Below are 21,529 nucleotides of genomic sequence, written 5' to 3' on the forward strand. Positions count from 1 at the left end.
ACTTTTTTCGAAAGAGAATAATTTTTTAGTGTTGAGGTGCTTTATTTTGATCGTTCGCTCAAACTTGCATCTGGTTTTACAAATTAGTTAAAAAAACGAGGGAAAACAGCCGGCTTCCATGGGACTACTCCGATTCTTTATTAGCTAAATAATGAGCGGATCGCGGTTGCGTTTTGAGAAAAATAGTTTACTGCCGATAAAAAAAACGCCGCAAAGCGGCGTTTTGATCAAGGCAATTATGTCACGTTTTATATTACAGCACGTGTACCGAGGCAGTGTTGGTGGTGCCGCTCGGCACCAGCGCGCCGGAAACCATCACCACGACGTCGCCTTTCTGTGCCAGGCCGCTGGCCAGGGCGGCTTCTTTACCGATGCGGTAGAAGTCGTCGGTAGAGGCGATTTCCTTGACCATCTGCGGGATGACGCCCTTGCTCAGCACCAGCTGGTGCGCGGTGGTTTCATTGGTGGTCAGCGCCAGGATCACCGCGTTCGGGAAGTATTTACGCACGGATTTCGCCGACTTGCCGCCGCTGGTGGCGACCACGATCAGCGGCGCGTCCAGTTTCTCGGCGGTTTCAACCGCACCGCGGCACACCGCTTCGGTGATGCGCAGCTTGCGGCGATCGTTCAGGGCGTCGATGCGGCTTGGCATCACGCGATCGGTACGCTCGCAGATGGTCGCCATGATGTTGACCGCTTCCAGCGGGTATTTGCCCTTGGCGCTCTCGCCGGACAGCATGACGGCATCGGTGCCGTCCAGGATGGCGTTGGCAACGTCGCCGGCTTCCGCGCGGGTAGGGCGCGGGTTCTTGATCATGGAATCGAGCATCTGGGTGGCGGTGATCACCACTTTACGCGCGCGGTTGCATTTCTCGATCATCATCTTCTGGGCGAAGATCACTTCTTCGACCGGGATCTCCACGCCCAAGTCGCCACGGGCAACCATGATGCCGTCGGACGCTTCGAGGATCTCGTCGAAGTTGTTCAGGCCTTCCTGGTTTTCGATCTTGGAGATGATCTGGATTTGCTCGCCGCCGTGGGCTTTCAGGTGTTCGCGGATCTCCAGCACGTCTGAGCGTTTACGGATGAAGGACGCCGCCACGAAGTCGACGCCTTGCTCGCAGCCGAAGATCAGGTCGCGTTTGTCTTTTTCGGCCAGCGCAGGCAGCTGGATGGATACGCCCGGCAGGTTGACGCCCTTGTTCTCGCCCAGGTCGCCGTTGTTCAGCACTTTACAAACGACTTCGTTCTCGGTCACGTTGGTGACTTCCATGCCGATCAGGCCGTCGTCAACCAGCACGGTATTGCCGATCTTCAGGTCGGCGGCGAAGCCGGCGTAGGTGACCGCCACGCGTTCGCTGTTGCCGATCACGCTCTGGTCGGTGGTGAAAGTGAAGGTTTGGCCGGCGACCAGCGAGGCGTCTTTGCCGCCTTCCAGTTTCATGGTGCGAATTTCCGGGCCTTTGGTATCCAGCAGGATGCCGGCGTTGATGCCGGTTTTCGCCATCACGGCGCGCATGTTCTTGATGCGGTTGCCGTGCTCTTCATAGTCGCCGTGAGAGAAGTTGAGACGCATCACGTTCATGCCCGCATTGAGCAGGTTGGTCAGCATTTCTTCCGATTCGGTTTTTGGACCGATGGTACAAACAATTTTGGTCTTTTTCATGGCGGAGTTTTCTACAAGTTGTGATGGATAAAAAAACGAATTTGACCGGCGCGGTTTACGCCGGTAGGGAATTTGGGCCGTGCCTGGTGGTGAAAAACATAGTTAAGGATAGGTGACGACAGTTGAAGTGGGGCGGAAAAATTCAGCCCGCGCGGGGGCGCGGGGATGCTGCGCAACGGGGTAAGATCACATCGTGTTGTTATTGCGTTTTCGCAGATCAAGGGCTGAAACCATTCAACTGATAGACGTTGCGCATTATAAAGGCTAAGCGGCGGGAAACAAAATAAAAAACCGCGGCGGTGCGGCGGATATAGCAAAACGGGGCCAAATGTGGCGCAAATGCAACGCGTTGTGGGCCGCTTGTTGCGCAAATAACCTTTCTGTAAATATGGCTTACCGCGGTAGGGGGATTTCCAGCAGCACGCCGGCGCTCAGGCAGAAGCAGCCGCTGGCGACGTTGGCCGGCAATATCAGGCTCTCGCCGGCCCGCACCGCTCGCGTATCGCCGCCGAGAGTGAACTCGAATTCACCGGATATCACTCGGGTTTGTAGCGCGTGCGGGGGCTTTTGCAACTGGCCGAAGGCGCCGGCCTCGAAACGCACTTCCGCCGCCGGCGAACCGTCGCTCATCACGCCTTCACGGCGGGCAAGGCCATTGTCGAGCGGCAAAAAGGCGGTTTTGGCGGTAAAAATGGTCATGCGGCGTTCCTGATGACGGTAGCACGGCGCGATCGACATAACGAGCAGGCGGTCGGGCAGAGACGAAATAACGGGAAGTATAACGCGACAGGGGGAGGTGAATCAGCAATATGGTGCGTCCGAGTGGACTCGAACCACCGACCCCCACCATGTCAAGGTGGTGCTCTAACCAACTGAGCTACGGACGCACTGCGCTGCTTCTGAAATTTGGTGCGTCCGAGTGGACTCGAACCACCGACCCCCACCATGTCAAGGTGGTGCTCTAACCAACTGAGCTACGGACGCACTGTACTGCTTCAGGAATTTGGTGCGTCCGAGTGGACTCGAACCACCGACCCCCACCATGTCAAGGTGGTGCTCTAACCAACTGAGCTACGGACGCATCTTTTCCTGTCTGTCATGGCTGACAGCGGGGACGAATATTAACGAGCTACCCGCGTGCTGGCAAGGGGAAAAGCGCAATTTTATTTGGTATTTCACGCGATTGCTGAGGTTGTGCGCAGTCCGGCGTTTTTTTCCGCAAACCGCAGCCCGGCCGGGGATGAAACCGGCCGGGAGCGGATTCAGCGCGTGGATCGCTGCAGGATGACGGTGGTCGGCTGTTTCTGCAGCCAGCGCATGCGCAGCGCCATCATGATAGCGGCGAAGGTCAGGCCGATGATAAAGCCGATCCAGAAACCGCTCGGCCCCATCGCCGGCACCACCGCGTCGGTTAACGCCAGCAGATAGCCGCTCGGCAGGCCCAACACCCAATAAGCAATGAAGGTGATGAAGAAGATCGCGCGGGTATCTTTATAACCACGCAGCACGCCGCTGCCGATCACCTGGACAGAATCCGAGATCTGGTACAGCGCCGCCAGCAGCATCAGCTGCGAGGCCATCGCCACCACCGCCGGGCTGTCGTTGTACAGTAGGGCGATCGGTTCGCGGAAGGCGGCGGTAAACAGCGCGGTGCAGACGGCCATGGTGATGCCGACGCCGATGGCGGAGTAGGCGGCGACGCGCGCGCCTTCGACCGAGCCTTCCCCCAGACGATAACCGACGCGGATGGTGGCGCCGACGCCCAGCGACAGCGGCAGTACGAACATCAGCGCGCTGAAGTTAAGCGCGATCTGGTGGCCGGCGACCGCGACGATCCCCAGTGGCGACACCAGCAGCGCCACCACGGCGAACAGCGTGACTTCGAAGAACAGCGCCAGCGCCACCGGCATGCCGATGCCGATCAGGCGTTTCAGCGCCGCCCAGTCCGGGCCGCCGAGATCGCCGGTTTGGCGTTTGATGTCGCGCTGCGACGGCGCGCGCTTCACGTAGCCGCGCATCATCAGGAACATGATCCAGTAGACGCTGCCGGTGGCGACGCCGCAGCCGACGCCGCCCAGCTCCGGCATGCCGAATTTGCCGTAGATGAAGATGTAGTTGATCGGGATATTCACTAGCAGGCCGAGGAAGCCGATCACCATGCCGGGCTTGGTTTTGGACAGCCCCTCGCACTGGTTGCGCATCACCTGGAAGAACAGGTAACCCGGCGCCCCCCACATGATGGCGTGCAGATAACCGACGGCTTTATCCGCCAGTTGCGGATCGATGTTGTGCATCATGTCGATGACGAACTTGCAGTTATACAGCACGACGATCAGCAGCACGGACACGCCGGAAGCCAGCCAAAAACCCTGGCGCACCTGGTGAGCGATGCGATCGCGACGCCCGGCGCCGTTGAGCTGGGCGATAACCGGGGTCAGCGCCAGCAGCAGGCCGTGGCCGAACAGGATGGCCGGCAGCCAGATTGAAGTGCCGACCGCAACCGCCGCCATGTCGGTGGCGCTGTAAGCGCCGGCCATGATGGTATCCACCACGCCCATGGCGGTTTGCGATATTTGCGCGATGATGACCGGGATAGCGAGAGCCAATAAACTACGCGCTTCAATTAAGTACTTCTGCACGCATACACCTTTTCTATTTATATATGTGGGAGGGAGGGCTGCCGCGAGAGGACAACAATTAAAATAGCGGAATTTTGTCAAAAAGATTGTACCTGCTCGGCGTCGTTAAGCAAACGCCGCAGATAAATAGTTATTAAATGCGCAGCCATTCGTTTTTTGCCGTCGCGGATTTGGTTTTCAGCGCCAACTGGGGCAAACTGCCGATAGCGTTTTAACCTATTTAGTAAAAGAGGCACATATGTTCACCGGTATCGTACAAGGCACCGCGCCGCTGGTCGCCATTGATGAGAAACCCAATTTCCGCACCCACGTGATCGAAATGCCTGCCGAGCTGCTGCCGGGGCTGGAGCTGGGCGCGTCGGTGGCCCATAACGGCTGCTGCCTGACCGTCACCGCGGTGGAAGGCAACCGCGTCAGCTTCGATTTGATTAAAGAAACGCTGCGCCTGACCAACCTCGGCGATCTGGCGCTGGGCGACATCGTCAATATCGAGCGCGCGGCGAAGTTCAATGACGAAATTGGCGGCCATTTGATGTCCGGCCATATTATCTGCACGGCGGAAGTGGCCAAGATTTATACCTCGGAAAATAACCGGCAGGTATGGCTGCGCATGCCGAATGCCGAATTGATGAAATATGTGCTGCACAAAGGCTTCATCGGCATCGACGGCATTAGCCTGACCATCGGCGAAGTGGTGAATAACCGTTTCTGCGTGCACCTGATCCCGGAAACGCTGGATCGCACCACGCTGGGTAAGAAACGCCTGGGTGACAAGGTGAACATCGAGATCGATCCGCAAACGCAGGCGGTGGTGGACACCGTCGAGCGCGTGCTGGCCAATCGGGAAGCGGCGCTGACGGCGGCGATGGCGCCGGCGCACAAAGACTGACAGCGATTCGGGCGTTGCCGCCGGAATCGAATCATAAGCAGAGAGGAGAAACGCGTGAAGTTTTATGGGAAAACGTTGTTGTTAACCGCGTTGCTGGCGCTGAGCGCCTGCAGCAGTTCGCCTGAGCAGGGCGCGGGCGCGCAAATGGCCGATGCGGATGATACCTGCGGCGCTTCGCAGTATCAAAACTTCGTCGGCAAACCGATGACCTCGCTGGAAGGCGTGCGGATTGACGCCAAGGTGCGCGCCATTCCGTACAACTCTGCCGTCACCATGGATTTCAACCTGCGCCGCCTGAACTTCCTTGGCGACAGCGACGATAAAATCATCCGCGTCTACTGCGGCTAAGCCGTACGCGTCGAACGAGCAAAAAAAGGCCCCGGCGATATTGCTGCCGGGGCCTTTTTTGTCGGGCAAACGCTTAGCGGGCGACGCGGATGCCGCCTTCAACGCCTTTGGGGCTGAACACCACCTGCCACAGCTGCAGATCGCGCGCCCGGAACGCGCCGGCGCAGGCGTTCAGGTAATAGCTGAACATCCGCTCGAAGCGTTCGGAATAGCGCGGTGCAAGCTGCGGCCACGCCTGTTTGAAGCGCTCGAACCAGGCCATCAGCGTGCGATCGTAGTCGGCGCCGATGTTGTGCCAGTCTTCCATCACGAAATGGCCCTCGCTGGCTTCGGCGATATGGCTCACTGAAGGCAGGCAGCCGTTCGGGAAAATGTACTTGTTGATCCACGGATCGACGTTCATGTCGGTTTTGTTGGAGCCGATGGTGTGCAGCAGGAAGAGACCGTGCGGCGCCAGATTGCGTTCTACCACATTGAAATAGGTGCGGTAGTTTTTCGGCCCGACGTGCTCGAACATGCCGACGGACACGATGCGATCGAACTGCTGATGCAGATCGCGGTAATCCTGCAGCAGGATCTGCACATCCAGCCCGGCGCAGCGCGCCTGAGCCAGCTTCTGCTGTTCTGCGGAGATGGTCACGCCGACCACCGATACGCCGTAATTTTTTGCCGCATAGGCGGAGAGGCCGCCCCAGCCGCAGCCGATGTCCAGCAAGCGCATGCCCGGTTGCAGCTGCAGTTTCTCGCAGATCATCCGCAGCTTGGCTTCCTGTGCCTCCTCCAGCGTGGTGGCGTCTTTCCAGTAGCCGCAGGAATATTGCATGTAAGGATCGAGCATCAGGGTAAACAGATCGTTGCCGAGATCGTAATGTTCTTTGCCGACGATCCAGGCGCGCTTTTTCGATTGCAGATTGGTCAGGCGCGCGGCGGCGATACGCAGGGTATCTTTCAGGTGGTGGGGGAGTTTCTTCTCCAGCCCGGCGCTGACCACGCGCTGGAAGAACATATCCAGCCGCTCGCATTCCCACCAGCCGTCCATATAGCTTTCGCCCAGGCCCAGCGAACCTTGCTGCAAGACGCGTTTAAAGAAATCGGGGTTTTTAACCTGAATATCGAAGGGGCGCGAACCGTTGATTTCAATGCCGGCCAGGCCGAGCATTTCGTGCGCGATACGGTACCACTGATTGTCCTGGATGCTCAGATCTTCTATACACGATGAACTCATAGCTTCTCCATCACCTTCTTCTGACTGATGACCCGTTAGGAAACAGCTTAGACAATTTCTGCGGGTGCATACGTTTACCGGCGGAAAATAGGCCCGCGGCGTCTGATATCCGACTATGAACAGAGGAAATTTAAAGAAGCGACCCGGCGCGAACGGCGCGGGATAAACGCATCCTTAAAAAAAGAGTGTGACGCAAAGCGCGTACACAAGCGCTAATTGAGATATAGAGATTATAAGGTGTTACTTTACAAGGTTGTTTTTGAGTATAGGCGTGCCGAGGCGTTGACTCAACTGTAAATCGCACTCGGCACGCATATTCTTTAAGTGATTATTAAACTTGGCAATTATGACGCTGAGTTAGCATGTTCCCGCTGCGGCTTTTGCTGCGCATCGGCCGCTTTTCCCCGCTGCAGGAAATACCCCAGCGCGGCCAGGATTACCGTAGACACCATCACCGTCACCGTCGCCAACAGCGGCTGGGCAATAAACGCCGACACCAGCATGCTCGCCACAAAGCACAGCCCCAGCTGCAGCGTATTTTGCAGCGCGGCGGCCTTGCCGCTGCTTTCCGGGAACGGCATCAGCGCATTCGCCACCATGATCGGGTAGCCGGCGCCGTTGACCAGCGCCATCACGCAGAATGGGATCAGCAGCGTGGTGAGCGTCGGATCGGTCAGGGTGGCCACCAGATACAGCGCCACCATGCTGACACCATAAGCTACCAGCAGCCACGGCAGCAGGGTTTTGCCATTGATGCGCTTGAGCGCGGCGCGGCAGCCGTAGCCACCCAGCAGGAAGGCCAGCGTTTGCGGCACGTAGCTCAGGCCGATATCGCTCGGGCTGTAGCCCATGTCACCGAGGATGAACGGCGAGCCGGTCAGCCAGGCGAAGAAGCCGGCCGAGCAGGCGGCGTACATGGCGACGTTGCCGCTGAACACCGGGGATCTCAACAGTTGCCAGAAGCTGACGCCGTTTTTTGGCGCATCGGCGCTGGGCTGCGTTTTGGCGCGCTCTTTGAGCAGCAGCGTCGGCAGCAGCAGCAGCGCGGTGATGGCCAACAGCGCGGCGAAGATCGCGCGCCAGCTGGCGTGGTTCAGCAACCAGGCGCCGAGCAGCGGCGCCAGCGCCGGCGACAGCGCTACCAGCGGCATAATGGTGGCGAACACGCGGTTGGCCTGGCCTTCGCGGTAACGGTCAACCACCAGCGCTTGCCAGATGGCGGCGGCGGCGCAGACGCCGACGGCCTGAATAAAGCGCAGGATCCAGAGCTGCACGGCGTTTTCCACCCACAGCATGCCCAGGCAGCCGAGGGCGAACAGCGTCAGCCCGATCAATAATACCGGTTTGCGGCCCAGACGGTCGGAGAGCGGCCCCCACAGCAGCTGCGCGAAGGCGAAGCCGGCCAGGAAGATGCTTAGGCTGGCGCTCACCGCGCCGGCGGAAATTTGCAGTTCCTCCCGCATGGCGCCGAAGGCGGGCAGGTACATATCGGTCGCCAGATAACCCAGCATGCTCAGGCCGGCGAGGTAGAACATAAAGCCAAAGGAATTTCGCATGGTATTTCTCGTTAATATTTTAATGTCGCAGGTTTTTAGCGCCGGCCAGTGTATCCGGCTGGATCTCTGCTTGTGAAACGGTAATATTTGCAAAGTGCTGTTAAAAAAATTGAAGGCAAGGCGATGTGGTCTGAATATTCTCTTGAAGTGGTCGATGCGGTGGCGCGCACCGGCAGTTTCAGCGCAGCGGCGCAGGAGCTGCACCGGGTGCCGTCGGCGGTCAGCTATACCGTACGGCAGCTGGAGCAATGGCTGGCGGTGCCGCTGTTTGAGCGGCGTCATCGCGATGTGGAGTTGACGCCCGCCGGCGCGCTGTTTATCAAAGATGCGCGAGTTGTTATCAAAAAAATGCTCGACACCCGCCGCCACTGTCAGCAGGTGGCCAACGGGTGGCGCGGCCAGCTGAATATTGCGGTCGACATCATCGTCAAACCGCAGCGCAGCCGCCAGCTGGTGCTGGATTTCTACCGTCATTTCCCCGACGTCGAATTGATGCTGCAACCCGAGGTGTTCAACGGCGTGTGGGATGCCTTGGTGGACGGCAGGGCGGACATGGCGATCGGCGCCACGCGCGCGGTGCCGGTCGGCGGCGGCTTCGCCTTCCGCGACATGGGTTATATGAACTGGCTGTGTGTGGCCAGCCCGCAACATCCTCTCGCGCAGTTGACGGGGCCGCTGAATGACGATCAGCTGCGGCCGTACCCTTCGCTTTGCCTGGAGGACACCTCGCGCAATCTGCCCAAGCGCGTCACCTGGACGCTGGATAACCAGCGGCGGCTGGTGGTGCCGGATTGGACTTCGGCGCTCGACTGTTTGTGCGCCGGGCTGTGCGTCGGCATGATGCCGGCGCATCGGGCGCTGCCGCGGGTGCAGCGCGGTGAGCTGACGGCGTTGCAGCTGCAGCAGCCGTTTCCCGCCAGCCCTTGCTGCCTGACCTGGCAGCAGGATAAACCGTCACCGGCGATGAGCTGGCTGCTGGCGTATCTGGGCGATGGGGAGACGCTGAATCAGGAGTGGCTGAGCGAGGTGGAACCGGAAGCCGCGCAGGCTTCCGGCGCGGGGGATTAGCGGCGGTAGTCGATGAATGGGCCGTCGGCGACCGAGCGGCGTTCGATCAACTTCGGATGCACTTCGATCACCTGCGACTCTTCGCGTTTGCTGATAATGCGATCCAGCAGCATGGTGAAGGCCATTTCGCCCAGACGCTCTTTCGGCTGGTGAATGGTGGTCAGCGCCGGGGTGAAGTAGCGGGCGTTGCGCACGTTGTCGTAGCCGATCACGGAAATATCCTGCGGCACCCGCAGCCCCAGCTCGTCGGCCGCGCAGATGGCGCCCATCGCCATGATGTCGCCGCCGCAGAATACCGCGGTCGGCCGCTGTTTTTGCGACAGGATTTGGTGCATCGCCTTGTAGCCGGACTCCGGCTCGAAGTCACCCTGGACGATCCACTCTTCGCGAATGTCGATATGCGCTTCCTGCAGCGCCTTCATAAAGCCCTGGTGACGGCCGCCGCCGGTGTTGCGCGACAGCTGGCCCGGAATGGCGCCGATATCGCGGTGGCCGCGCTCGATCAGGTAACGGCCGGCCAGATAGCCGCCTTCGAACGCGTTATCGATGATGGTGTCGGTGAAGTCGCCGCGCGCGGCGCCCCAGTCCATTACCACCATCGGGATGTTGCGGTAATCTTCCAGCATGCCCAGCAGCTGATCCGGGTACTCGGAGCACATGACCAGCAGGCCGTCGACGCGCTTTTGCGCCAGCATCGCCAGGTAGGCGCGCTGCTTGTCCAGATTATTGTGCGAGTTGCACAGGATCAGGGTGTAGCCTTTGCTGTAGCAGCTGTTTTCCACCGCTTCGATCACTTCGGCAAAGTAGGGTGCTTCGCTCGAGGTGGCCAGCAGGCCGATCGACTTGGTGTGATTGACTTTCAGGCTGCGCGCCACGGCGCTCGGCGAGTAGTGCAGCTCTTTGATGGCGGCCCACACGGCCGCTTTGGTCTCTTCGGCGACGAAACGAGTCTTATTGATGACGTGCGAAACGGTGGTGGTGGAAACGCCCGCGCGTTTGGCCACATCTTTAATCGTTGCCATGTAAGGAATGACTCCTGAACTCACATGTTTACAGCATGTAAGTGTGATGTTAATCGTTTGCCTACGTAGATCCTTCTCCAGAGAAGCGAAAACTGAGTTTTTAGTGTGTTGAAGTCTTCAGCGCTTAATCAGGAGGGGCATGGATGCCGGTACGCAGTTGTGAACTGCGAATTTTGTCGCATATTGAACAAAAGTGGAAGAGGTAATCGATATTATAAACCGGGAAATGATAACAAGATTTTATCGGCGAACTGTGGGAAAATGATTTGACGTACTAATTGTACGCCTTTTATCCTTAGGAAAGCCCATTTTAAAGGAGTTGTCATGGATACCGAATTGAAGATGTCGCTGTTCACTACCGTCTGCGCCTTGGCGGTCATTATCGCTTTCAGCTTCGTTGCCGCGTTGAACTGATTTACCCCCGGTTATAAAAAAGGCGCAGCCTGGCTGCGCCCCATCACCTCAGAACCTGCGCTTACGCCAGGTTTTCCGCTGCGAAGGTCCAGTTGACCAACGCCCAGAAGTTTTCCAGGTATTTTGGACGCGCATTGCGGTAATCGATGTAATACGCGTGTTCCCACACGTCAACGGTCAGCAGCGGTTTGTCTTCACCGGTCAGCGGGGTGGCCGCGTTGGAGGTGTTGACGATCGCCAGCGCGCCGTCCGGTTTTTTCACCAGCCAGGTCCAACCGGCGCCGAAGTTTTTCACTGCGGCATCGGTAAACTGCTCTTTGAACGCAGCGAAAGAGCCGAAGGATTTGACGATCGCCGCCGCCAGTTCGCCCTGTGGTTCACCGCCGCCCTGTGGCGACAGGCAGTGCCAGTAGAAGGTGTGGTTCCACACCTGCGCGGCGTTGTTGAAGACGCCGCCGTTTGAGGTCTTGATGATCTCTTCGAGCGATTTGCCCTCGAACTCGCTGCCTTTCACCAGGTTGTTCAGGTTAACCACGTAGGTGTTGTGGTGTTTGCCGTAGTGGTATTCCAAGGTCTCGGCGGAGATGTGCGGCTCGAGCGCGTTTTTCTCATACGGTAATGCAGGTAATTCAAACGACATTGCTTCCTCCTTTACAGCGCCACTCTTTTTCCGCCGGAGCGGGAGCCGAATGGGCCGTTTTTTATTGTGGTCTTTCAATCTTAACAATTTTCATCATAAAAAACAGGAAGAAAAGCGAGAAATGCGTGTGAGGGGTGATAGCTTGAGCAGGCGGTTGCGACCGGGGCCGCAACCGCGCAGAGCAGGGAATTAACGAATGGTTTTCGGCGTTACTACGCGGCGCGCGCCGATGTAGTGGTTTTGCCAATAGTCGTTGTCGAGCTGGCTGATGCGGATCTCTTCGCCGGTGCGCGGCGACTGGATGAATTTGCCGTTGCCGAGATAAACGCCGACATGATCCGCCACGCCGCGGTTGTTGATGCGGAAGAACACCAGATCGCCGCTTTCCAGTTCGCTTTTCTTGATCGGCGCCGCGTCGCGCAGGTGGTACATCTCGTTGGCGGTGCGCGGCATCTTGATTTTTACCACGTCTTTATAGGCGTAATAGATAAGGCCGCTGCAGTCGAAACCGGTGCGCGGCGAGCTGCCGCCCCAGCGGTAAGGTTTGCCCATCTGGCCCATCAGCTTGGCCATCGCGGTCTGCTTGGCGTGCTGGTAGCGTTTTTTGTGCGCCGGGCTGAGTTTCAACGGTTTTTCATCACGCGCCAGCTTGGCGGTGGCCATACCGGCTTCGCGGTGGCGGCCGTAGCCTTTTTTGTAGCCCTTTTTCGGCGGGGTGACTTTAATCTTGGCGGTTTTCTGCGCTTTGGCCTTGGGTTTGGCGCTGGCGATCTTTTTCGCGCTTTTCTCGCTTTTCGCCTTGGCGGTCTTGGTTTTTTTCGCGGGGGCCGTCACTTTGGCTTTTTTAGCGGTTTTGTCCGCTTTCTTTTTTCTGCGGTCATCGGGCCGCGCTTCATTAGCATGGCTTTTACGCTGCTCGGCGGCAACACGCGCCTGTGGCGCAGCGTGCGCCAAATTGAAGAAGAGCTGCGTAAACAGCAGCGCAAAGAGCGTAAGAATTAAACGCATGTCGACGTCACCAACCTTGGCCCCGAAACGGATATCGAAAGAGTTACAGTATTCCCGAATTTCGCCATATAAAACAGCGAAGAACTCATAAATAATAATCCATATTGTGAGAAAACGTTAATGACATTTTTTTTGGTTCAAAATCAGCCCGTTGGTGTATGAAAAAGCGCCGTCGGGGGGCTATGGATATAATTAATCCGCGCCGTCAGCGCCGCGCAATATATTAGTGAAATGGTCGGATTAAAAATGTTATTCTCAACGTATGTTTTGACCGGAATGACGTGGCCGGTGAAACGCGATCGGCGGCGGGCGAATATCCTTGCAAAAGATGGCGTTTTCTTGCGACTGTTCCAGCCGCTACAATAGCCCGCGTGATGCATGTTGTAGCCATGAAATGTGGCTTGAGGAAGCAATAAATGACGACGACACTTGAAAAAATTCAGCACCAGATCGCTGAAAACCCGATTCTGCTGTACATGAAAGGTTCGCCAAAGCTGCCGAGCTGCGGCTTCTCCGCACAGGCTGTGCAAGCGCTGTCCGCCTGCGGCGAGCGTTTCGCTTACGTGGACATTCTGCAGAACCCGGACATCCGCGCCGAGCTGCCAAAATACGCCAACTGGCCGACGTTCCCGCAGCTGTGGGTAGACGGTGAGCTGGTCGGCGGTTGCGATATCATTATCGAAATGTATCAGCGCGGCGAACTGCAGCAGCTGATCAAAGAAACGGCAGAAAAGTATAAAGCGCAGGAAGACCAGCAGTCTTAATCGACGGGCTTGCGGTTATCGCGTAACGGGCGGCGCCAGTGCAAACTGGGCCGCCTTTTTCGTTGGGCTTATTCGGCGAGATCGCCGGCGGGCAGCGGCCAACCGCCGAGACGTTTCCAGCGGTTAACCAGCTCGCAAAACAGCAGGGCGGTTTGCTCGGTGTCGTACAGCGCAGAGTGCGCCTGGCTGCTGTCGAACGGCATTCCGGCCGCGATACAGGCCTTCGCCAACACCGTTTGGCCCAGCACTAGGCCGCTCAGCGCGGCGGTGTCGAAGGTAGCGAACGGATGGAACGGGTTGCGCTTCAGGCCGGCGCGTTCGGCCGCGGCCATCAGGAAGCTGTGATCGAAGTTGGCGTTGTGCGCCACGATAATGGCCCGGTTGCAACCGCGATCCTTGAGCCCTTTGCGCACCGCTTTGAAAATGGCGTGCAGCGCGTCATATTCGCTGACCGCGCCGCGCAGCGGGTTGTGCGGATCGATGCCGTTAAACGCCAGCGCTTCCGGCTGCAGGTTGGCGCCCTCGAAAGGCTCCACGTGGAAGTGCAGGGTCTCGTCCCGCTGCAGCCAGCCATCTTCATCCATTTTCAGCGTGACGGCGGCGATCTCCAGCAACGCATCGGTATTGGCGTTAAAGCCGGCGGTTTCAACATCTATTACTACGGGATAAAACCCACGAAAACGACCACTCAGGGCGTTAAGATCACTTTTTTCGGCCATCAGTTTCTTATCTTCATCGAATGCAGCGCGCATTATGGCAAATTTTGCGCCCGGTTGCAGGCGCTATCGCGCGGAGAATCAGCAGGGCGCAGCGCGCCCTGAAGGGGAGGCTTAGTGGCCGAGGCCCTGACCGGCGTGTTTGTTTTCGATCAGCTCGATTTTGTAGCCGTCCGGATCCTCGACGAAGGCGATGACCGTGGTGCCGCCTTTCACCGGGCCGGCTTCGCGGGTGACCTTGCCGCCTGCGCGGCGGATGCTGTCGCAGGTGGCGGCAACGTTGTCCACGCCCAGCGCCAGGTGGCCGAAGGCGGTGCCCATGTCGTAGCTGTCGGTGCCCCAGTTATAGGTCAGTTCGATAACTGCGCCTTCGCTCTCTTCCGTATAGCCGACGAAAGCCAGGGAGTACTTGTACTCGGGGTTTTCGCTGGTGCGCAGCAGGCGCATGCCTAATACCTTGGTGTAGAAGTCGATGGCGCGTTGCAGATCACCGACGCGGATCATGGTATGGAGTAAGCGCATAATTCCTCTGAATTGGCTGTGCCGTGGCAGACGGCGGGTGGATTGAAGCACAAGCGAGTATAGCCTTGTCCCGCAAGGGAATTCAACGTGACGAGTGAGTGACGATGTCACGTATTAGTTTTCCGTCAACGGTGTCTAAATATTGATCGAGCGTACCGATCGATACAGAGTAATTGATCTGCACAATCAATTATCTATTCCAGCGGCAATCGTGTAAAAATTGAACAGCAATAGAGAACAACACCAGGGAACACCGGCCCGCCTCGTGCGGGCCTTTTTGCGCGCGGCGCACAAAAAAACGGCCATGCGATTGCGTGGCCGTTGGGGTCAGGAAGGGTTACTTCGCCAGAAACGGATAGTCGGTATAGCCTTCGGCGCCGCCGCCGTAGAAGGTTTCCGGCTTAGGTTCGTTCAGCGGAGCGTGCTGACGGAAACGCTCTACCAGATCCGGGTTGGCGATGTAGCTGCGGCCGAAGGCCACCGCGTCGATGAAGCCTTTTTCGATCAACGCTTCGGCTTTCTCGGCGGTGTAGGCGCCGGCGCCGACGATCACCCCGTTAAAGTGGGCGCGCACCGAGTCGCGGAAGGCGTCGGAATACGGTTTGCCGCCGGCCCAGTCCGGTTCGGAGATGTGCAGGTAAGCGATGTTGCGCTTATTCAGCTCTTCCACCAGATACAGCGCCGCTTCTTCCTGATCTTCACCGTTGTCCAGCCCGTTGAACGGCCCCAGCGGCGAGATGCGGATGCCGATGTGTTCGGAACCCCATTCGGCGATGGTGGCGTCGACCACTTCCAGCGTCAGGCGAGTGCGATTCTCGATGCTGCCGCCGTATTGATCGGTACGTTGGTTGGAGGCCGGTGACATGAATTGATGCAGCAAATAGCCGTGCGCAGCATGCAGTTCGATGAAGTCAAAGCCGGCTTCCCGCGCGTTGGCGGTCGCCTGGCGGAAATCGTTGACGATGCCCGGGATCTCGCTGGTTTCGAGCGCACGCGGCGTGGAGGTCGGCACGCGCACCCAGGCGCCGGTTTCATCACGCACGGTGGTGCGGGTTTCGGCGTTGATTGCCGAAGGGGCGACCGGTGCTTGCCCGCCCGGCTGCAGGCTGGCGTGGGAGATGCGGCCTACGTGCCACAGCTGCACGGCAATATGGCCGTTGTTGTCATGCACTGCCTGCGTGATGTTTTTCCATGCGGCGATCTGCTCCGGCGTATGCAACCCCGGCGCGCCGGCGTAGCCTTTCGCCTGGAAGGAAACCTGGGTCGCTTCGGTCACGATCAGGCCGGCGCTGGCACGCTGTGCATAATATTCCGCCATCAGCGGCGTAGGAATGTCGCCCGGCTCGATGCTGCGCAAACGCGTCAGCGGAGCCATAAACACGCGGTTGGGCAGGGTGATGGCGCCAACCTTCAGCGGAGAGAGCAATTTTTCAGTCTTCATAGTGCATCCTGTATTTAATAGACCGGTCGTCTAGTGGTGGGCGATAAAAAACCACGAACTGCATTTTCAATAAAAAGAAATTGTTACCGTTACGCTTGCGGCGGGCGCAGCAGCAACTCGATGCTTTCCAGCGCGCTGGTTAACGGCGCCAGCGAGTGGCGGATCTTGGCGCGCAGCGAGGCACCGAGCCACAGTGAATACAGCGTTTCTGCGGTCGCCGCGGGGCTCATGGCCACCGACAGCGAGCCCTCGGCGATACCGCGCTCGATGGCCTCCTGCAGGTGGCCGATCACGCGAGCGGTGCCCGTTTCCAGCGCATGACGCATCGGTTCCGACAGATCGCTCACCTCGGCGGAAAGCTTCACCGCCAGGCAGGCGTTGTGGCATTCGCTGCGGCAGTGGTAGCTGATGGCCTGAGCGTAATAGCCGAGCAGCTGGTGGCGGGCATCGCCGCGCCTGTCAGCAAACAGCGCCTGCATTTGTGCGTCATAATGGGCGAAATAGCGTTGCAGCATCGCTTCGCCGAAGGCTTCCTTCGAGCGAAAATAGTGGTAGAACGAGCCTTTCGGCACGCCCGCGGTGGCCAGCAGTTCACTCAGCCCCATGCCGGTAAAGCCCAGGCGCAGGCTGAGGGTTTCGCCGGTGGCGAGCAGATGTTCACGTGTGTCCACGTTGCAATGCGTTGATTTGGTCATCATGGTGCCGAGCATAATAGACCGATTGGTCTAGGTCAATGGGAATAAAAAAACCGGCGCACAAAACGCCGGTTGTCTACAAACTATTGTGCCCCAGCGGCACGCGGAAGTTAAGCCTTTACGCCGCGTTGCGGCAAGGCTGCAGGATATCCAGCCGGGATTGATATTCGCGGGTCTGTACGTTCAGCATGCCCAACAGGGTGTGGAACAGGTTGTCCTGCGACACGTCGTCTTTTTCCGCCAGCGTGTTCAGGCACTGGCGATCGATGCCGAAATTGCGCTGATAGTCGGCCGACATCCACATCAGGAAAGGCACGTGCGTCTGCTGGCTCGGCGCGAAGACATAGGGCGTGCCGTGCAGATACATGCCGTTTTCCCCCAGCGATTCGCCGTGATCGGACAAATAGACCAGCGCGGTATTGAACCGCCCGTCATACTGCCGCAGCAGCTTGATGGTGGCATCAAGCATCGCGTCGGTATACAGGATGGAGTTGTCATAGGTGTTCACCAGCTGTTCATGGCTGCAATCCTGGATCTGATTGCTGTTGCAGGTCGGCGAAAATGTCTGGAATTCTGGCGTGCTGCGGCGGTAGTAAGCCGGGCCGTGGCTGCCCATCTGGTGCAGCACGATCACGCCGTCGTCTTTCAGGCCATTGATATAGTCGTTCAGCTTGTACAGCAGCGCGTTGTCCATGCAAACCTCGCCGTCGCAGTCCTGCGGCAGTTTCAGCTTGGTCATGTCGATGTGCGGCACCCGGTCGCAGGCGCCTTTGCAGCCGCCGTCGTTATCGCGCCACAGCACGCTGACGCCGGCATGCGCCAGCACGTCGAGCATCCCCTCCTGGTGCGCCGCCTGAGTCGCGTCGTACTCCTTGCGCGGCATGTTGGAGAACATGCAGGGCACGGAGATCGCCGTTTCGGTGCCGCAGGAACTGGCGTTCTTGAAGTAGACCACGTTGTCCTGCTTCAGGCGCGGGTTGGTTTCGCGTTGATAGCCGCCGAGAGAGAAGTTTTCGGCGCGGGCAGTTTCGCCCACCACCAGGATCACCAGCGTTTTCTTGGCCTGCCCGGCGATCAGCGGCCCTTTGCGCGCGTCCTCGCCGATCTTGACCAGCGGCAGATTGCGGGTGAAGTAACGCTGTTCGGTAAACTTGATGGTGCCGGCGACGAAGTTGGAAGGGGTCAACATCTTCACCACGCTTTTATTGTTGCGGATCAGCGAAGCATAGTCTTTGTAGAACAGCGCGGCGACGATCAGGATCACCGCCAGCGACAGCATGACGTTGGCGGCGCGCAGTCCAACCATGTACCACCAGGGGCGAGTCTGGCGAATCTGGGTGAAGCAGACCGCTACCGCCGGCAGAATGCCGAGCAGCGCCAGCCACAATCCCATGCGCGGCGTCAGCAGCGCCGTCGCCTCCTGAGGGTTGGTTTCGAAGGCGTTTTGCATCATGTTGCCGTCGATCACCACACCATAGCTGAACATGAAATAGTTGGCTGCGGCGCTGCCGAGCAAGAAAAAGATGATCAGCGGCTTGCGCAGGTACGGCACGGTCAACACGCTGAAGATGATATTCAGCGCACAGAAGATCACCACCGGCATGCTGGCAGCGAAAATCACGCTGTGGACGCTATCGAAGGTGATATACGACCAGGCGCGGTGCAGGAATAACGCGTTTTGAAACAGAGTGAAGAACAGGGCGGTGGCGAGGGTAAAACCGAGGCTGTTGCACCGTAAGCGTTGACGTAACCACATTGCCGAATCGGGATCCTGAAAGTAGATAATGCTTTGAAATCTACCGGATGAAACTTAAGGAAACCTTAGAAACTCAGAATATTGGCGGCGGAGCCTGCGCGGAAAACGCCAGGCCGGGCGGCCTGGCGGTGGGGCGGTTTAGTAGGCGGCGGTGAATTGCGCGCGAATAAACTGAGGCTTTTCAATTTCATCAACGATAGCGACCGCCAGGTCTTCTACCGAAATGCTGGCCGGCGCTTCGCCGTTCATCAGCAGTTGCGTGGTGCCGAGGCGGAACTGGCCGGTACGTTTGCCCGGCTCCAGCAGGGCGGCCGGCGAGAGATAGGTCCAGTCGAGCGCCGATTCATTGCGCAGTTTGTTGCGCAGATCGCGCACCGCCTGCGCGCCGGGGCGGATATTTTCCGGGAACTGCGGCGTATCCACCAGTTCAACGCCGGGCGCCACTTCCAGGCTGCCGGCGCCGCCGACCACCAGCAGGCGCTTGACGCCGGCCTGTTCGACCGCGGTGAGGATCTGTTGGGTACCTCGGGTGGTTTTCTCATACAGGTTGTCTTCGCCCCAGCCGGGGTTGTAGGCGCTGATCGCCGCATCCTGACCGCGCAATTGCCCCGCCAGCCAGGCGGTATCGGCAACGTCGCCCAGCGCGACGGTCAGGTTGGCGTGCTCCGGCAACTCTTTTTTCTGGCGGGCGATTGCCGTCACCTGAATACCGCGAGCCAGCGCTTCATCCACCACGCGGCGGCCAACAAAACCGGTTGCTCCAATAATGGCTACTTTCATCTGCATGCTCCTTCGGGGATAGGTTCAGTATCGTGACGCAGGCCGATGTGCCTGCTGCGTGGTGTTTACTCTAGTCCTTAACAATAGCCGTGATTAGTGCCATATTCATGCTTTCTTGATTAAGTAAAACTTCATAATCGTGGATAAACTCAATCGAATGGCGGTATTCGCCACCGTGGTGGCGGAGGGATCGCTGGCCGGCGCGGCGCGGCGGCTGGGCATGACGCCGTCGGCGGTCAGCCAGCACATGCGCTCGCTGGAGAAGGCGCTTGGGGTGCCGTTGCTGCATCGCTCCACCCGCCGTCTGGCGCTGACCGAGGCCGGGGCGGCGTTTTACCCCGGCTGCGAGGCGATGCTGCAACAGGCGCAGCAGGCGGAGCAGCGGCTGGCGGAATTGCGGGATACGCTGGTGGGCGAGCTGCGCATCGCCACCCCGGTCGGCATCGGCGGCCGATCGCTTGCGGAGGCGCTGGCGCCGCTGTTGCAGGCGCACCCCAAGCTGACGCTGCGGGTGCTGGCGGACGATCGCATCGTCGATATGATAGAGCAGCGGGTCGACATCGCGCTGCGGGCCAACCGTCAACTGGCGGACGCCAATATGATCGCGCATCCGCTGACGGCGTGGCCGATGGTGCTGTGCGCCGCGCCGCGTTATCTCAGCCAGCATGGGGTGCCGGAAAAGCCGCAGGATTTGGTGCAGCACCGCTGGATCTCCAGCGGCTACAGCGGGGCCCATCTGGACTTGCTGCACCAGTCCGGCCAGCAGGTTAAGCTGCGGCTGGCGGAAGGGCAGATCGTCAGCGAGAGCATGAACGTGATGCGCGCCTTTACCCGCGCCGGGCTGGGCATTTCCGTTCAGCCGCTGTATGAAATTGGCGACGAGCTTCAGCGCGGCGAGCTGTTGCTGCTGTTGCCTGAGTGGCGGCCGGCGCCGCTGCGGCTGCATGCGCTGACGCTCGAGCGCAACGTGCCGGAGAAAAGCCGCCAGGCGCTGCGCTATTTGCGCGACTATTTTCGCCGCAATGGCGAAAAGGGACTTGCCAGCGGCGGCGATGGCGTCTTCAATTAGCAAGAGAACGCAGGAGGAGCCCCGTGGCGCAGCAGCTTGAGTTTTTCGACATTCCCAGCCCGTGTCGCGGCATTTGCCAGGCCGACGATCGCGGATTCTGCCGTGGCTGCCTGCGCAGCCGCGAGGAGCGTTTTGGCTGGATGAACATGAGCGACGCGCAAAAGCGCGAGGTGCTGCGCCTGTGCCGTCAACGCTTCCTGCGCCTGCAGCGCGCCAATAAAGCGCCCGACGAGCCGCTGCCGGAGCAGCCGTCGCTGTTTTAACCTTTCCTGATCTGCCGCACGTTCGTGTGGCTTACCGCTTCCCTGTGCCTCACCGGCTTGTGTATGCTGACTGACAACTAATGTCATGAGGTTTTCGCAATGGTAGAACGTATTCGTCTCGCGCCGCAGGGGCCTGAATTTTCCCGCATGATTTGCGGTTACTGGCGGTTGATGGAGTGGGGCATGTCGCCGCAGCAGCTGCTGACGTTCATCGAACAGCATGTCGAACTGGGCGTCACCACCGCCGATCACGCCGATATCTATGGCGGCTATGCCTGCGAACAGGCGTTCGGCGACGCGCTGCGCCTGAAGCCGGCGCTGCGCCAGTCGCTGGAGCTGGTGAGCAAATGCGGCATCGCCACCACCGCCAAGCCCGGCAACCCGATCGGCCACTACATCACCGACCGCGACCATATCGTACAGAGCGCGGAACAGTCGCTGCGCCATCTGCATACCGACTACCTCGATCTGCTGCTGATCCACCGGCCGGATCCGTTGATGGACGCCGACGACGTGGCCGAAGCCTTTGTTGCGCTGCACAAAAGCGGCAAGGTGCGCCATTTCGGCGTCTCCAACTTTACGCCCGCGCAGTTCCAGCTGCTGCAGTCGCGCCTGCCGTTCTCGCTGGCGACCAATCAGGTGGAGATCTCGCCGATTCACCAACCGGCTATTCTCGACGGCACGCTCGACCAGTGCCAGCAACTGCGCATCAAGCCGATGGCCTGGTCCTGCCTGGGCGGCGGGCGCCTGTTCAACGACGCCGAGTTCCAGCCGCTGCGCGACGAGCTGCAGCGGGTGGCGCAAGAAATCGGCGCCGAGACCATCGAGCAGGTGGTGTACGCCTGGGTGATGCGCCTGCCGTCGTCGCCGCTGCCGATTATCGGTTCCGGCAAGATTGAGCGGGTGCGTTCGGCGCTGAAGGCGCAGAAACTGGTGCTGAACCGCCAGCAGTGGTTCCGCATTCGCAAGGCGGCGCTGGGGTATGACGTGCCTTAAGGCGGAGTAAAAAAGAGCAAAGCCGGGCGGCGAAAGCACCCGGCTTTTTTAC

Annotated in this window: 22 protein-coding genes and 3 tRNA genes; 8 read left to right on the forward strand and 17 right to left on the reverse strand. The window is 59.1% G+C overall.

Annotation, left to right across the window (positions count from 1 at the left end; all coding sequences use genetic code 11):
* Nucleotides 1-253 precede the first annotated feature (253 nt).
* From pykF to SSARUM2_RS11140, 6 genes are all read right to left on the reverse strand, one after another.
* Nucleotides 254-1,666 (reverse strand): pyruvate kinase PykF, encoded by a 1,413-nt coding sequence (gene pykF, locus SSARUM2_RS11115; RefSeq protein WP_033638367.1) that lies wholly within the window; start codon nt 1,664-1,666, stop codon nt 254-256.
* Nucleotides 1,667-2,059: 393 nt separating this feature from the next.
* On the reverse strand, nt 2,060-2,365 hold the full coding sequence (locus SSARUM2_RS11120; protein WP_060452935.1) for a cupin: 306 nt from the start codon (nt 2,363-2,365) through the stop codon (nt 2,060-2,062).
* A 111-nt stretch (nt 2,366-2,476) separates the two neighbouring features.
* Nucleotides 2,477-2,553, reverse strand: a tRNA-Val gene (locus SSARUM2_RS11125).
* A 20-nt stretch (nt 2,554-2,573) separates the two neighbouring features.
* Nucleotides 2,574-2,650, reverse strand: a tRNA-Val gene (locus SSARUM2_RS11130).
* Between the two features lie 20 nt (nt 2,651-2,670).
* A tRNA-Val gene (locus SSARUM2_RS11135) sits at nt 2,671-2,747 on the reverse strand.
* Nucleotides 2,748-2,928: 181 nt separating this feature from the next.
* Nucleotides 2,929-4,305: an MATE family efflux transporter gene (locus SSARUM2_RS11140; protein WP_033638369.1), complete on the reverse strand. Its 1,377-nt coding sequence runs from the start codon at nt 4,303-4,305 to the stop codon at nt 2,929-2,931.
* A 238-nt stretch (nt 4,306-4,543) separates the two neighbouring features.
* Here SSARUM2_RS11140 and SSARUM2_RS11145 point away from each other — a divergent pair, with 238 nt between their 5' ends.
* Nucleotides 4,544-5,194 carry a riboflavin synthase gene (locus tag SSARUM2_RS11145; protein ID WP_060452936.1) on the forward strand — a complete coding sequence of 217 codons (651 nt, stop codon included), beginning with the start codon at nt 4,544-4,546 and terminating at the stop codon, nt 5,192-5,194.
* Between the two features lie 54 nt (nt 5,195-5,248).
* Nucleotides 5,249-5,542 (forward strand): I78 family peptidase inhibitor, encoded by a 294-nt coding sequence (locus SSARUM2_RS11150; protein ID WP_016927929.1) that lies wholly within the window; start codon nt 5,249-5,251, stop codon nt 5,540-5,542.
* A 73-nt stretch (nt 5,543-5,615) separates the two neighbouring features.
* Here the strand turns inward: SSARUM2_RS11150 and cfa are convergent, their stop codons facing one another.
* Entirely contained in the window at nt 5,616-6,767 is a 1,152-nt protein-coding gene (gene cfa, locus SSARUM2_RS11155; protein WP_033638372.1) for a cyclopropane fatty acyl phospholipid synthase, read from the reverse strand.
* A 344-nt stretch (nt 6,768-7,111) separates the two neighbouring features.
* Complete coding sequence (gene punC / locus SSARUM2_RS11160) at nt 7,112-8,323, reverse strand: purine nucleoside transporter PunC (protein ID WP_033638373.1); 1,212 nt, start codon at nt 8,321-8,323, stop codon at nt 7,112-7,114.
* 123 nt (nt 8,324-8,446) lie between these two features.
* Between punC and punR the strand changes: the two genes are divergently transcribed.
* The gene (gene punR, locus SSARUM2_RS11165; protein WP_033648176.1) at nt 8,447-9,391 is read left to right on the forward strand and encodes a DNA-binding transcriptional activator PunR; all 945 of its coding nucleotides are present in this window, start codon (nt 8,447-8,449) and stop codon (nt 9,389-9,391) included.
* On the opposite strand, the gene purR is transcribed toward punR, so the two are convergent.
* Complete coding sequence (purR, locus tag SSARUM2_RS11170; protein WP_033638375.1) at nt 9,388-10,413, reverse strand: HTH-type transcriptional repressor PurR; 1,026 nt, start codon at nt 10,411-10,413, stop codon at nt 9,388-9,390. The two genes, punR and purR, sit on opposite strands and share 4 nt — an antisense overlap.
* Nucleotides 10,414-10,737: 324 nt before the next feature.
* Here purR and SSARUM2_RS11175 point away from each other — a divergent pair, with 324 nt between their 5' ends.
* Entirely contained in the window at nt 10,738-10,827 is a 90-nt protein-coding gene (locus tag SSARUM2_RS11175; RefSeq protein ID WP_019455989.1) for a YnhF family membrane protein, read from the forward strand.
* Between the two features lie 61 nt (nt 10,828-10,888).
* On the opposite strand, the gene sodB is transcribed toward SSARUM2_RS11175, so the two are convergent.
* Nucleotides 10,889-11,467, reverse strand: a complete 579-nt coding sequence (gene sodB / locus SSARUM2_RS11180; protein WP_004931333.1) for a superoxide dismutase [Fe] — start codon at nt 11,465-11,467, stop codon at nt 10,889-10,891.
* A 189-nt stretch (nt 11,468-11,656) separates the two neighbouring features.
* Nucleotides 11,657-12,475 carry a C40 family peptidase gene (locus tag SSARUM2_RS11185; RefSeq protein WP_033638376.1) on the reverse strand — a complete coding sequence of 273 codons (819 nt, stop codon included), beginning with the start codon at nt 12,473-12,475 and terminating at the stop codon, nt 11,657-11,659.
* A gap of 416 nt (nt 12,476-12,891) precedes the next feature.
* Here SSARUM2_RS11185 and SSARUM2_RS11190 point away from each other — a divergent pair, with 416 nt between their 5' ends.
* A complete protein-coding gene (locus tag SSARUM2_RS11190) occupies nt 12,892-13,239 on the forward strand; it encodes a Grx4 family monothiol glutaredoxin (RefSeq protein WP_004931329.1) in 348 nt (115 codons plus the stop codon).
* A gap of 68 nt (nt 13,240-13,307) precedes the next feature.
* On the opposite strand, the gene rnt is transcribed toward SSARUM2_RS11190, so the two are convergent.
* From rnt to SSARUM2_RS11220, 6 genes are all read right to left on the reverse strand, one after another.
* Nucleotides 13,308-13,991, reverse strand: a complete 684-nt coding sequence (rnt, locus tag SSARUM2_RS11195; RefSeq protein ID WP_016927925.1) for a ribonuclease T — start codon at nt 13,989-13,991, stop codon at nt 13,308-13,310.
* Between the two features lie 78 nt (nt 13,992-14,069).
* Nucleotides 14,070-14,477, reverse strand: coding sequence for a lactoylglutathione lyase (gene gloA, locus SSARUM2_RS11200; protein WP_060452937.1), 408 nt, complete (start codon nt 14,475-14,477; stop codon nt 14,070-14,072).
* A gap of 337 nt (nt 14,478-14,814) precedes the next feature.
* A complete protein-coding gene (locus SSARUM2_RS11205; RefSeq protein ID WP_033638377.1) occupies nt 14,815-15,918 on the reverse strand; it encodes an alkene reductase in 1,104 nt (367 codons plus the stop codon).
* Nucleotides 15,919-16,007: 89 nt separating this feature from the next.
* On the reverse strand, nt 16,008-16,613 hold the full coding sequence (locus SSARUM2_RS11210) for a TetR/AcrR family transcriptional regulator (RefSeq protein ID WP_049234494.1): 606 nt from the start codon (nt 16,611-16,613) through the stop codon (nt 16,008-16,010).
* A 118-nt stretch (nt 16,614-16,731) separates the two neighbouring features.
* A complete protein-coding gene (gene eptA, locus SSARUM2_RS11215; RefSeq protein WP_060452938.1) occupies nt 16,732-18,369 on the reverse strand; it encodes a phosphoethanolamine transferase EptA in 1,638 nt (545 codons plus the stop codon).
* A 138-nt stretch (nt 18,370-18,507) separates the two neighbouring features.
* Nucleotides 18,508-19,149 carry an NAD(P)-dependent oxidoreductase gene (locus tag SSARUM2_RS11220; RefSeq protein ID WP_060452939.1) on the reverse strand — a complete coding sequence of 214 codons (642 nt, stop codon included), beginning with the start codon at nt 19,147-19,149 and terminating at the stop codon, nt 18,508-18,510.
* A gap of 139 nt (nt 19,150-19,288) precedes the next feature.
* Between SSARUM2_RS11220 and SSARUM2_RS11225 the strand changes: the two genes are divergently transcribed.
* From SSARUM2_RS11225 to SSARUM2_RS11235, 3 genes are all read left to right on the forward strand, one after another.
* Nucleotides 19,289-20,218, forward strand: a complete 930-nt coding sequence (locus SSARUM2_RS11225; RefSeq protein ID WP_187325707.1) for a LysR substrate-binding domain-containing protein — start codon at nt 19,289-19,291, stop codon at nt 20,216-20,218.
* Nucleotides 20,219-20,241: 23 nt separating this feature from the next.
* Complete coding sequence (locus tag SSARUM2_RS11230) at nt 20,242-20,481, forward strand: DUF1289 domain-containing protein (protein ID WP_015377731.1); 240 nt, start codon at nt 20,242-20,244, stop codon at nt 20,479-20,481.
* A 99-nt stretch (nt 20,482-20,580) separates the two neighbouring features.
* Nucleotides 20,581-21,477, forward strand: a complete 897-nt coding sequence (locus tag SSARUM2_RS11235) for an aldo/keto reductase family oxidoreductase (protein ID WP_033638383.1) — start codon at nt 20,581-20,583, stop codon at nt 21,475-21,477.
* Nucleotides 21,478-21,529 lie beyond the last annotated feature (52 nt).

The sequence above is a fragment of the Serratia sp. K-E0102 genome (assembly GCF_029962625.1).
GTDB classification, from domain to species: Bacteria; Pseudomonadota; Gammaproteobacteria; order Enterobacterales; family Enterobacteriaceae; genus Serratia; species Serratia sarumanii.

Bases quoted from the DNA above. Each gene is read 5' to 3' on its own strand.
- SSARUM2_RS11145 (WP_060452936.1), top strand. From the start codon at position 4,544: ATGTTCACCGGTATCGTACAAGGCACCGCGCCGCTGGTCGCCATTGAT.
- purR (WP_033638375.1), bottom strand. From the start codon at position 10,413: ATGGCAACGATTAAAGATGTGGCCAAACGCGCGGGCGTTTCCACCACC.
- SSARUM2_RS11220 (WP_060452939.1), bottom strand. From the start codon at position 19,149: ATGAAAGTAGCCATTATTGGAGCAACCGGTTTTGTTGGCCGCCGCGTG.
- punC (WP_033638373.1), bottom strand. From the start codon at position 8,323: ATGCGAAATTCCTTTGGCTTTATGTTCTACCTCGCCGGCCTGAGCATG.
- sodB (WP_004931333.1), bottom strand. From the start codon at position 11,467: ATGTCGTTTGAATTACCTGCATTACCGTATGAGAAAAACGCGCTCGAG.
- SSARUM2_RS11175 (WP_019455989.1), top strand. From the start codon at position 10,738: ATGGATACCGAATTGAAGATGTCGCTGTTCACTACCGTCTGCGCCTTG.
- rnt (WP_016927925.1), bottom strand. From the start codon at position 13,991: ATGCGCGCTGCATTCGATGAAGATAAGAAACTGATGGCCGAAAAAAGT.
- eptA (WP_060452938.1), bottom strand. From the start codon at position 18,369: ATGTGGTTACGTCAACGCTTACGGTGCAACAGCCTCGGTTTTACCCTC.
- SSARUM2_RS11210 (WP_049234494.1), bottom strand. From the start codon at position 16,613: ATGACCAAATCAACGCATTGCAACGTGGACACACGTGAACATCTGCTC.
- cfa (WP_033638372.1), bottom strand. From the start codon at position 6,767: ATGAGTTCATCGTGTATAGAAGATCTGAGCATCCAGGACAATCAGTGG.
- SSARUM2_RS11185 (WP_033638376.1), bottom strand. From the start codon at position 12,475: ATGCGTTTAATTCTTACGCTCTTTGCGCTGCTGTTTACGCAGCTCTTC.
- gloA (WP_060452937.1), bottom strand. From the start codon at position 14,477: ATGCGCTTACTCCATACCATGATCCGCGTCGGTGATCTGCAACGCGCC.
- SSARUM2_RS11205 (WP_033638377.1), bottom strand. From the start codon at position 15,918: ATGAAGACTGAAAAATTGCTCTCTCCGCTGAAGGTTGGCGCCATCACC.
- punR (WP_033648176.1), top strand. From the start codon at position 8,447: ATGTGGTCTGAATATTCTCTTGAAGTGGTCGATGCGGTGGCGCGCACC.
- SSARUM2_RS11120 (WP_060452935.1), bottom strand. From the start codon at position 2,365: ATGACCATTTTTACCGCCAAAACCGCCTTTTTGCCGCTCGACAATGGC.
- SSARUM2_RS11190 (WP_004931329.1), top strand. From the start codon at position 12,892: ATGACGACGACACTTGAAAAAATTCAGCACCAGATCGCTGAAAACCCG.
- pykF (WP_033638367.1), bottom strand. From the start codon at position 1,666: ATGAAAAAGACCAAAATTGTTTGTACCATCGGTCCAAAAACCGAATCG.
- SSARUM2_RS11235 (WP_033638383.1), top strand. From the start codon at position 20,581: ATGGTAGAACGTATTCGTCTCGCGCCGCAGGGGCCTGAATTTTCCCGC.